The organism is Erysipelothrix anatis (genome assembly GCF_009828745.1).
In the GTDB taxonomy this organism is placed as follows: domain Bacteria; phylum Bacillota_I; class Bacilli_A; order Erysipelotrichales; family Erysipelotrichaceae; genus Erysipelothrix; species Erysipelothrix anatis.
In genome coordinates this window covers 1-9564 of record NZ_WTSX01000020.1, presented here as the reverse complement: position 1 = coordinate 9564, position 9564 = coordinate 1, and the positions used below count along the sequence as shown (strand labels likewise).

The window sequence follows — 9564 nt, the reverse complement described above, 5'->3', positions numbered from 1 at the left end:
CTTTGATAATTTTAGATAGTTTGCAGACTACACTTAAATATTATCAAATGGAGGTTTAAAACAGAATACATCGCTAAAGCTATAATCGAACCCCCAGACTATCTGGGGGTTTTAAAATGCACAAGAAGGCGTGAACATATGTGGTTCACGCTTTTTTTATAATAAACTCATATTTATTCTGTAATTGTTTTTACTTGAATCTGCTGTCTCAGGTCACTCAGTTCTTTGCGAACCTTCTGAAGGTCACGTTCAATTTTAACTAAGTAACTAATAACGGTAACGATAATGCCAAAGACTGCTCCAAAAATCACGGCTTCCATATCATATCCTCCTCATTCTATTATATGAAAGCAAACCTGAAGAAGATGAGATTCGGTTTAACTTGTCCATATCTTGGATCAAAACGTCATTAAAAAGGTCTATTTCATACTTTGCAACAAAAAGGACGATAGCTCGTCCTCTTACTGCACATAGATTTTTCTAAAGTAGGTCGCTTTGATGTATTTTCCATCATCAAAATGAATTGCGGTATACATGTCTCCACTTTCCATAAGTTTGCGTTCAAAACTAAACACATCCATCTTACTTTGCGCTAAATGTGACGTATCAACCGAACCGACATAATCAACCTGTACACACGGTGAAACTTCAAACTTTTCAAATTGCTGAAATTGGGATTTAAAAGTTGTTGCCATCGTTGTTTCTACATAAAAAACGTAGTCCATATATACTGTGTAATTTTCTGCAGAAACGTTACCACATGATTTGACCCACAATGGACCATCTACAACCACTTTCAATGCCTTTAACCGACTTAGAAAACGGTATATGACACCTTGTAGGTCATTCACATCTAAACCCAAGTGTGTTTCTTTGATGCCACTTTTAAGGCTAAGACGCGCAGGGTAATGGAGTGGCAGTTTTTGTTCAATCATGTTGGAACACAACCTTTTTCGGAAAACGAACTAAACGAATTAAGCTATGCACCCATAAGATGTATATCTGTATCGATCCAAACAACGATAACCCAAAGCAATGGCCTTCTTGATAGTGCACCCAATTAATTAAGATAGCCAGAACACTCAAAATTGTATACACTGCAACTTGAGCGACTAAAATTGCAAAGTTATTTAGGTGATGTAGTCGAGAAACTTCCACGCGACCCCCATTGAAACACCACTAGCTGCTGCGATAACACGCATTACAGCATTAATTCCATGTTTGCGAACAACATACCGAACGGAGTGTCCTAACATTCTCGCTGCAAGCCAATATTGTCCATAAACAAGGGCGGCTCCAATGGCAACCGATCCAACAATCACTGCGCCATACAATGCTGCACGTTCCCAACTTCCTCCGTTCACCTCTTGTGATTCTATCTCATTCAACATTGTATAGTGCTGAGGTAAAGCAAGTTCCATTAAATCAAACCTTTCTTGAGATTAAGTTCTCATAACTAAGTACGTCAAACTTCGCATTAAACCTAAAAAAAGACCAGCATTTGCTGATCTTTTTTTCAAACTACTTAACTTTATTATAGTAATCAACAAAGTTATCCATAACCATGTTGATAAACTTTACGGTTCCTTCGTCATTCAAGTTGCCATTCTCATCAAATTTTGTATGTGATGCAGCCAACAGAATGTCGTTACCTGGAAGAATACGCATTGGTAAACGATTCAAAATACTATGTAAACTTAAGAATCCACGTGCACCGCCGGTCATCCCCATTGATTGCGCTGCAATCAAACCAGGTTTGTTCGCTAAATAAGGGGAACGACTTGCCCAGTCTATGGCATTTTTTAAAACACCAGAGGTTGAGTTGTTGTATTCTGGTGTAATAAAGAATACAGCATCAGCATTTTTCATTGTTTCCAAGAATTCCGTCACTGCTTCTGGACGGGTATCAGGAGTATCAAAGTCGCCATTATAATGCGGTAAATTAATATCTACAATCTCGATATCAAATTTATCGCGATGCGCATTTTGAATATACTTTCCAAGTTTAAGCGACGATGAATCCTTTCGCAAACTTCCTACTAACATTGCTACTTTAATCATATTATGCCTCCTTCAATTCATTTACATTATACCATGCCTATGAATGTTGTCTTTATTTATGCTTTTATGAAAAAGCCAGCTTTCGCTGGCATCTTATGCTTTGACCATATAATAATGTGCGATAAAGGCATCTATAACGCTATCTACAAGTTCAATTGTTTCTTGATCCGTTAAGACTCCCTCATCATTAATTTTTTGGTGTATGCGTGATACCAAGATCTCATTTCCTGGTAACAAATGCATTGGAATGCGTTGGAGTATTTCGTGCAAATGAGTGTAAGCCCGTGCACCACCTGTCATTCCCATTGATGTCGTCGCAATCAAACCCACTTTTTCCGGGAAATGTGGAGAACGACTTGCCCAATCAATGGCATTTTTAAGCACACCTGAAACGGAGTTATTGTACTCTGGTGTAATCATCATGAATGCGTCAGCACTTTCCAATTCTTTGTAAAATGCTTGGATTTTTTCAGGACGTTTTGCGTCGTTATCGACATCACCATTGTACAAAGGTAAGTCCAAATCAATAATCGTAACTTGAAGTGTGTCTGCATATCGTTTTTGAATATGATGCGCGAAACTCTTACTGCTATTCTTCTCACTGATTGAACCAACCATAATTTTCAGATTTATCATTTCTAGCCTCCTGCCAATTATTATAACGAATAAATTGATAATTGCATTATTTATGACCCGTATTAAATATATTTAATCGCGTTTGAATTGCTTATTGACAGCAATTTCTATAATATTATCGTAGTGGTTTAAGGAGGAGAAATTGCCATGGTTTTAAGTAAGTTTTTTGGCGATCGTGATTTCTTCAAAAAAGCGCTTTGGATTGCAGTTCCTTTGATGCTTCAACAACTCATCAGTACATCTGTAAACCTCTTGGACAATCTTATGATTGGACAACTGGGAGATCACTCTTTAGCAGGTGTTGCAACGGTTAACCGTTACTTTATGATTGCAGTTTTTGGAACAAATGGAGTGATTGCTGCCGCGTCAGTATTTATGGCGCAATTCTATGGCGCAAATGATAAGAAACATATGCAACAAACCTTCCGGTTTGTGCTGATCGCCTCCAGTGTTATCATGACAACTTTTGTGGTTATTGCATTACTATTCCCTGAGAATATTATAAGATTTTTTGTTAAGGATGATTTGGTCATCCAAGAAGGTCTCAGCTATATCTATATTGCTGCACTGACTTTTATTCCAAATATGATTACATTAGCAATTGCAGGCTCGATGCGTGCTACCGGTGACTCAAGAACACCTTTAGTTGCAAGTGTGATTTCAATGTTTACCAATGCATTCTTCAACTATGGATTTATCTATGGAAACATGGGTTTTCCAGCATTGGGCGTTGCTGGGGGTGCTTTAGGGACACTCATTGCACGTATTGTTGAATTAGCGTTTATCGGTTATTTCTTAGCTACGGGAAGCTATGCATTTAAAACTCGAATTCGCGAATTATTTCAAATTTCTAAAACGCTTGTTAAACGAATTGTTGAAAAAGCATTACCCCTCGCACTTAACGAGGTTTTATGGGCTAGTGGAATGGCACTCTTGCTCAAATTCTATGCAACACGTGGTGCAGACGTTATATCTGGATACTCGATTGCAACAACCGTTTCTGATATGTTCTTTACGATGAACGCAGGAATGTCAGTTGCGACAACGATTCTCGTATCACAAGCACTTGGTGCTAACCGTTTGGATGAAGCACGTGAAAACGGCTACCATCTCATGGGGTTCGGCGTTGTTCTAAGTATTGTGTTTGGTACTTTACTAATGTTATCAACATTTATTATCCCCCATATCTATTCAGTGTCTGATAATGCAATGTGGACAGCGCAGTCATTCCTACGCATTCAAGCACCGTTATTTAGTATTTATGTTATGAACACAACCTGTTACTTTATCCTTCGTGCAGGTGGCGACACACGCTCAACACTCATGCTCGATTCTGGTTACATGTGGACTGTTAATTTAGTAGCTGTCGGTCTTGCAACACATTTTACAAGTCTTGGTATTATTGGACTCTACCTTGTTGGCCAATCAACCGATATCTTCAAGATGTTCATCGCGTATCGTTTTGTAAGCAAAGAAAAATGGCTCACGAACCTTGCTGCTGAAGAAGTACGTGAGGAAGCCCAATTGGAAATGGGCCTCTAGTCATAACCTTAATCAATAAAAAAGTAGCGATCATGCTACTTTTTTTGTTATCCACCGATTAATTGAAGCATACTATATAAAAATGGCATACCAATGATGAGATATAGTGTATTCACTTTGAACCTCAAGACTGCAATGACACTCACTATAAAAATAATGATGAGTGACACTGAACCCATACTTTGAGATACAAGGGTTAAAGCAACGTAGAACATTAAACCCAAGGAGGCAAAAGCAATTCCTTTGAGTGCTTGTTTGATCCAAACGTTCGCGAGTAGGCGATGGCTTATTGGCATGACCAGTATCATAAGTAAAAATGATGGCGCAAAGATGCCCAATGTGGCAAGAATACCACCAGGAATCCCACCTAACATTGTTCCAACTGAAGTTGCAGTTGTGAAGACCGGACCGGGAGTTAATTCACCGATTGTGAAAGCTTGGATTATTTGGGGGTAGGTGAGCCATCCCAATTGGTGCACAAATGTAGTTTCTAAATATGACAAAAGGACATAGCCACTCCCGTACAATGTTGCCCCTATTTTTAAGAAAGCCAAGGTTAACATGCCCAGACTGAACGGTTCCACACTGTATAGCTTGGTGCCAAGATGATTCCATATACTAAACATTAGAGCTCCAAAACCTATGATTAAAAACTCATCAACATTAAAATATTTTAAAATCAATGCAGCGACAAGTATCGTAATTCCTTTGACATCCATATCTTGTTTTTTAATTAGATTTAGCAATGCTTTTAAGATTATAATCGCAATTACAGGCGTGAGAGCCACACCAATATTGGTCAGTAAATTAAAATCAAACCATGATAGTGACACCGTTATTGCAATAACCATCAACATAGCAGGGAGTAAAAACGATATACCGGCTACAAAGAGTCCCTTCATACCATAGCGCCGATAACCAATCGCCATCACCAACTCACTTGAATTAGGCCCCGGTATAAGATTCGTAATCGACATTAATTCAAGAAATGAGTCGGCACTGAGCCAATTCCGCTTTGCTACAACCTCTGTTTCGAGCATGGCTGTATGTGCTGCGGGTCCCCCAAACGCCACGATTCCCAATTTTAAAAACAACAAACTCATCGATTTCACAGACAGTCCTCCAATAGTCTACAGTTTATCAACATAATGTTTGCAATCCAACAAGCATGCATTAAGATTGTGTAAACTTAGCAAAAAACAGTGCCCTTATTGGACACTGTTTGCAATTATTGTAGTGATATAACTTTTGTAACTTTTGTTTGAGTTGCTTCGAACGTAATGGTTGTTCCAGCATTCATAAATGCAAGACGATCATCAAGGATTAAACTTGCTTGATAGATTGTATCTTTTCCTTCAACCTTAAATAAATAGTGTGTATTACCATCAATCATAACTTGACGAACATCCGTCAGTGTACCCGTGATTGTTTCCACATCACTTGGCACTAATCCTGTTTGTGAACCCATGACACTTAGGTAAACCTTCTCCGTTTGTGCTGGCGTATCACCAACAGCCGATTTGGTATAATCTTGGTAATTGACATAGGCTAGCCCACGAACCACACCCGATTGATCTTTAAGTGACATGACATACGTAGGGAATCCACCGACGTTTTGAAGCGTTGGTGTCGTTGGAACATATCCTTTTTCCTGAATTGATCCAACAGCTGTATCTTGAGCGCTGGTTAATGACACACCTGGAAGCGACAATTCCATCGCTTCACCGGTTCGACGATTCATGAACAACAAGCCAGTTGTAGACGATGAATCCAGTTTGATTGGACGAATTCCTGCAAAAATATAAATTTCATCATCAATTGAAACATAGTTGTAGGCACCTTCATCGCTGTCGACAGCCATCACCCCTTGTTGTTGGAAAATCGAATTGAAATAACCGCCCTTAAGTGTGTAGTGTGACTTGGCTTGATCCATCAACATATCCGTTGGATACACCGAATCGACCCACTCGGGAATTTCATCGAGACCATAGTTTGTGGTTTCGCCAGTAACAGCATCCACGACAATTAAATTATTCATGTCTTTGGCACCCCAAAGACCTACTCGTTTCGTAATTCCTTGGACCACCCAAAATGGATGTCCTGCATCATCAATTTCGAAGAACCAGTCATCAATGTAGCTAAACTTATGGCGCATTGCTACATGACGGTGTAGGTCATATTGAAGCGGTGCTCCTGGGTAATACTTCATCGGCTCATCCAACGTTACGATTTCAGCTTGAGCATTAAGATTGCCTTCACCGGTATTCACAATGACATAGTACGGTACACCTGCACCAAAATTTAAGTACTCTTTAAAGATATCAGTATACTGGAATGGTGCTATTCGAACCATTTCACCTTGATAATTAATCTGAGAGAACTCAGCTACATCCAATTCAAATCGGGATGATAGATCCGACAACTCACCGACTTTCTTTTCAGCTGCAAGAATCGCTGACTCTTTATCAACATATGACATTTCGATTTGATGGTCACTGCTGTATAAGTCCGCAAATTCTACTTGTTTAACCGGCCCAATAACATTCGCATATGACTTCGCATTAAATATCTTGGATGACATCAAGCCACCAATGATAAAGACAACAACGAATCCAATTGCAATAACACTAAAAGACGTAGTGAACTTCTTATAATTTTGTCGGTCAAGAAAGAGTATTCCTAAAATGACCAAAATAACAAATGCTAAATAGAGCATTGATGCAACATTTGTGTAATGGTACGTGTTTCCATTCCATAAGTCGATTGCGACAAATGCGAGGAGTACAACACTTATCCATTTAATTTTATCTTTTTTATCCATAAACCCTCCAAATATGACAATTTTACCACGAAATTGCCGTAAAAAATTGATTTCATAAAAAAAGCACCACCGAAGTGATGCATTTTATCCTTTAAATTGTGCAAGAACCATCAGTGCATGAAACATCATCATTATTTGATGTATCCATTGCTTCAACGGTAGGTTCTAAGTTATCCACATAGTCCATTGCTTGCATAAATGTATCTACAGGTTGAGCTCCTGATAACGATACTTTATTGTCAAACACAAAATGTGGAACACCTTTTGCGCCAACCATTTGAGCAAACTGTTCTTCTTGGCGCACAGAAATTGCGAAATCATCGGAATTTACTGCGTTTTCAATCGCAATGCGTTCAAGTCCAACAGACTCTCCCATCGCAATTAATGTCTCAAGATCTGATAGATCTTTTCCACTTTCGAAATGACCTGACATTGCAACTTCCACAAACTCATTTCCAACACCTTTTAATTTTGCGAGTTGGAATACTTTGTGAGCAACAAATGTATTCACATCAATTAGCCGGTCAAAATCATAGTTTAAGCCGGCGGATTTTGCCATAGAGACAACACGTGCGTTATTCTCTTCAGCTTCAGCGACACTAATACCATATTTGTGAGCTAAATGTTCTGCCATTGATTCATGCGCACTTGGCGTGTGGTCTGGATCCAATTCGAAACTCATCATTTCAATTTGGACATCACGACCTGATTTTTGAATTGCTTCTTCTAAATGTTTTTTCCCAATGTAGCAAAATGGGCATCGGAAATCTGACCATACTTGTATTTTCATAGTTTTCACCTCGGTGATATTGTACGACTTTTTAATTTTGATTAAAAACCTTATGCTCTTATCTATGATATAATCCCTATAGAAAAGAGGCTTCAACTTATGAATTCAACTATCCAAAAACAATTATCACATCGCTCAATTCGTGCATTCAAAGATACTCCTATTTCCCAGGAAATAATTGATACGCTTGTTGAGGTTGCACGTCACACGGCGACGAGTAGTTTCTCGCAATCAGCAACATTGATTAGTGTGACTGATGCGAACCTAAAAGATGAGATTGCACGTGTTTGTAAACAACCGTATGTTGCGCAAGCTTCGCACTTATTCATCGTTGTCTTAGACATGTATCGAAACCACGCAATTGCTACAGAAGCACATACAGATACAGAAGTCTTAGGTAGTACTGATCGGTTCTTAGGAGCAGCGATGGATTGTGGATTAATGGCACAAAACATTGTAACTGCTGCAGAGAGCCTCGACTTGGGTACTGTTTACCTTGGAAGTATCCAAAACGATGCTCAAACAATGATCGATTTGTTGAACCTTCCTGAGTATACTTTCCCCCTTTTAGGAATTGCGATTGGCGAACCAGATCAACAACCACAACTTAAACCAAAACTCCCTGAATCCTTCATGCACTTTGAAAACAGCTATACTAAATTCGAGAATTACCACGATGCATTGAAAGATTATGATGCTGTAGTAACTACATACTATGACTTACGCAATAGCAATACTCGGGTTGATTCCTTTACCAACCAAATGACTACACGCATGAATGTTAAGGGTCCCAATCGTATGAAGAACCTGGAAGTTCTCAATAAACAGAAATTGTTGAAATACTAGGAGCTGTCTATGATTACAATCGTAAAAGATATTTTAATTCCCGTAGGTGCGGTAGCGTTCTTAATCTGGATCCAAGTGTTATTGTCAAAAGGCACAAATCCTAAGATGGGGTATATTCTCCCTGGCATAATTACGTCGATGAGCTTGTTTTGGATTCTCTTAGTCTTAACGCTTGTACTACCTTCTATGTCCACTGCAGATCGGGCTAATTTCCAGTATTTTGATTTGGTCAAACTATTCCTCATCACAAATATTCCCTCATTAATTCTCTTGGGAATCCATATGCTCGTCGTGAAAGTGAGAAAATCATAGGATGCTTATTCCAATTCTCAGTGTGCTCGTTATGGGTGCCGCAATATTTCTTCAAACCAAGTTAGCGAAGGAAGACAATGGACGGTACAGTTTAATGTTGCCATTATTGTTTTTCATTTCTGCTATTATTGTGAGTGTGTTCATGATTTTCATTACATTTGGTGGCCCACTTGAAGTGGTGCTCACATTTGCACTCTCTGCCTTTTTTATGGCAAACATTCCTACACTTATCATGCTTCTTACACGCTATATTGTGCGCAAGCATTACAAGTTATAGATAATCCCTCAGGTGTATCCATCTGAGGGATTTTTTATTCAAATCAACGTTGCTGTCCGCATTGTATCTCATAGACTAACAAAGTGATGAGCAATGTGACTCAGCTAATAGCATACACCTGCGAACCATTGTCAAAAAAAAGAACCCACGATTGGAACTGACCTAGTTCCTTGGGACTCAAGAAAAAACCTCTTGTAAACGAATTATTGTAAAATGATTCAATACGGGAGGTTTTCTTATGGGAACACGGATTATGCATAGTTATGAGATAAAAATGAA

Annotated in this window: 12 protein-coding genes; 4 read left to right on the top strand and 8 right to left on the bottom strand. The window is 38.8% G+C overall.

Annotation, left to right across the window (positions count from 1 at the left end; all coding sequences use genetic code 11):
- Positions 1-173 precede the first annotated feature (173 nt).
- The 5 genes from GVV19_RS10590 to GVV19_RS10570 form a co-directional block, all read right to left on the bottom strand.
- Positions 174-320 (bottom strand): hypothetical protein, encoded by a 147-nt coding sequence (locus tag GVV19_RS10590; RefSeq protein ID WP_159639682.1) that lies wholly within the window; start codon positions 318-320, stop codon positions 174-176.
- A gap of 141 nt (positions 321-461) precedes the next feature.
- The gene (locus GVV19_RS10585) at positions 462-935 is read right to left on the bottom strand and encodes a hypothetical protein (RefSeq protein ID WP_159647508.1); all 474 of its coding nucleotides are present in this window, start codon (positions 933-935) and stop codon (positions 462-464) included.
- A 195-nt stretch (positions 936-1130) separates the two neighbouring features.
- On the bottom strand, positions 1131-1421 hold the full coding sequence (locus GVV19_RS10580; protein ID WP_159647506.1) for a hypothetical protein: 291 nt from the start codon (positions 1419-1421) through the stop codon (positions 1131-1133).
- A gap of 100 nt (positions 1422-1521) precedes the next feature.
- Positions 1522-2061: an NADPH-dependent FMN reductase gene (locus GVV19_RS10575; protein WP_159647504.1), complete on the bottom strand. Its 540-nt coding sequence runs from the start codon at positions 2059-2061 to the stop codon at positions 1522-1524.
- Positions 2062-2154: 93 nt separating this feature from the next.
- Positions 2155-2697, bottom strand: a complete 543-nt coding sequence (locus GVV19_RS10570) for an NADPH-dependent FMN reductase (RefSeq protein ID WP_159647502.1) — start codon at positions 2695-2697, stop codon at positions 2155-2157.
- 147 nt (positions 2698-2844) lie between these two features.
- Between GVV19_RS10570 and GVV19_RS10565 the strand changes: the two genes are divergently transcribed.
- Complete coding sequence (locus GVV19_RS10565; protein WP_159647500.1) at positions 2845-4239, top strand: MATE family efflux transporter; 1395 nt, start codon at positions 2845-2847, stop codon at positions 4237-4239.
- A gap of 47 nt (positions 4240-4286) precedes the next feature.
- Here GVV19_RS10565 and GVV19_RS10560 read toward each other — a convergent pair whose 3' ends face one another.
- The 3 genes from GVV19_RS10560 to GVV19_RS10550 form a co-directional block, all read right to left on the bottom strand.
- Positions 4287-5342, bottom strand: a complete 1056-nt coding sequence (locus GVV19_RS10560) for a chromate transporter (RefSeq protein ID WP_236262346.1) — start codon at positions 5340-5342, stop codon at positions 4287-4289.
- Between the two features lie 125 nt (positions 5343-5467).
- Positions 5468-7060, bottom strand: coding sequence for a hypothetical protein (locus GVV19_RS10555; RefSeq protein ID WP_159639686.1), 1593 nt, complete (start codon positions 7058-7060; stop codon positions 5468-5470).
- A gap of 91 nt (positions 7061-7151) precedes the next feature.
- Positions 7152-7850 carry a DsbA family oxidoreductase gene (locus tag GVV19_RS10550; protein WP_159639687.1) on the bottom strand — a complete coding sequence of 233 codons (699 nt, stop codon included), beginning with the start codon at positions 7848-7850 and terminating at the stop codon, positions 7152-7154.
- A 99-nt stretch (positions 7851-7949) separates the two neighbouring features.
- On the opposite strand from GVV19_RS10550, the gene GVV19_RS10545 reads away from it, so the two are divergent.
- The 3 genes from GVV19_RS10545 to GVV19_RS10535 are packed head-to-tail and all read left to right on the top strand — an operon-like array spanning position 7950 to position 9285.
- The gene (locus GVV19_RS10545) at positions 7950-8696 is read left to right on the top strand and encodes an NADPH-dependent oxidoreductase (RefSeq protein WP_159647496.1); all 747 of its coding nucleotides are present in this window, start codon (positions 7950-7952) and stop codon (positions 8694-8696) included.
- Between the two features lie 9 nt (positions 8697-8705).
- Positions 8706-9008, top strand: a complete 303-nt coding sequence (locus tag GVV19_RS10540) for a hypothetical protein (protein ID WP_159639689.1) — start codon at positions 8706-8708, stop codon at positions 9006-9008.
- Between the two features lies 1 nt (position 9009).
- Entirely contained in the window at positions 9010-9285 is a 276-nt protein-coding gene (locus GVV19_RS10535) for a hypothetical protein (protein ID WP_159639690.1), read from the top strand.
- Positions 9286-9564 lie beyond the last annotated feature (279 nt).

What these genes read in the sequence shown, in the direction of transcription:
- GVV19_RS10590 (WP_159639682.1), bottom strand. Translation starts at nt 320, where the DNA reads ATGGAAGCCGTGATTTTTGGAGCAGTCTTTGGCATTATCGTTACCGTT.
- GVV19_RS10585 (WP_159647508.1), bottom strand. Translation starts at nt 935, where the DNA reads ATGATTGAACAAAAACTGCCACTCCATTACCCTGCGCGTCTTAGCCTT.
- GVV19_RS10580 (WP_159647506.1), bottom strand. Translation starts at nt 1,421, where the DNA reads ATGGAACTTGCTTTACCTCAGCACTATACAATGTTGAATGAGATAGAA.
- GVV19_RS10575 (WP_159647504.1), bottom strand. Translation starts at nt 2,061, where the DNA reads ATGATTAAAGTAGCAATGTTAGTAGGAAGTTTGCGAAAGGATTCATCG.
- GVV19_RS10570 (WP_159647502.1), bottom strand. Translation starts at nt 2,697, where the DNA reads ATGATAAATCTGAAAATTATGGTTGGTTCAATCAGTGAGAAGAATAGC.
- GVV19_RS10565 (WP_159647500.1), top strand. Translation starts at nt 2,845, where the DNA reads ATGGTTTTAAGTAAGTTTTTTGGCGATCGTGATTTCTTCAAAAAAGCG.
- GVV19_RS10560 (WP_236262346.1), bottom strand. Translation starts at nt 5,342, where the DNA reads ATGAGTTTGTTGTTTTTAAAATTGGGAATCGTGGCGTTTGGGGGACCC.
- GVV19_RS10555 (WP_159639686.1), bottom strand. Translation starts at nt 7,060, where the DNA reads ATGGATAAAAAAGATAAAATTAAATGGATAAGTGTTGTACTCCTCGCA.
- GVV19_RS10550 (WP_159639687.1), bottom strand. Translation starts at nt 7,850, where the DNA reads ATGAAAATACAAGTATGGTCAGATTTCCGATGCCCATTTTGCTACATT.
- GVV19_RS10545 (WP_159647496.1), top strand. Translation starts at nt 7,950, where the DNA reads ATGAATTCAACTATCCAAAAACAATTATCACATCGCTCAATTCGTGCA.
- GVV19_RS10540 (WP_159639689.1), top strand. Translation starts at nt 8,706, where the DNA reads ATGATTACAATCGTAAAAGATATTTTAATTCCCGTAGGTGCGGTAGCG.
- GVV19_RS10535 (WP_159639690.1), top strand. Translation starts at nt 9,010, where the DNA reads ATGCTTATTCCAATTCTCAGTGTGCTCGTTATGGGTGCCGCAATATTT.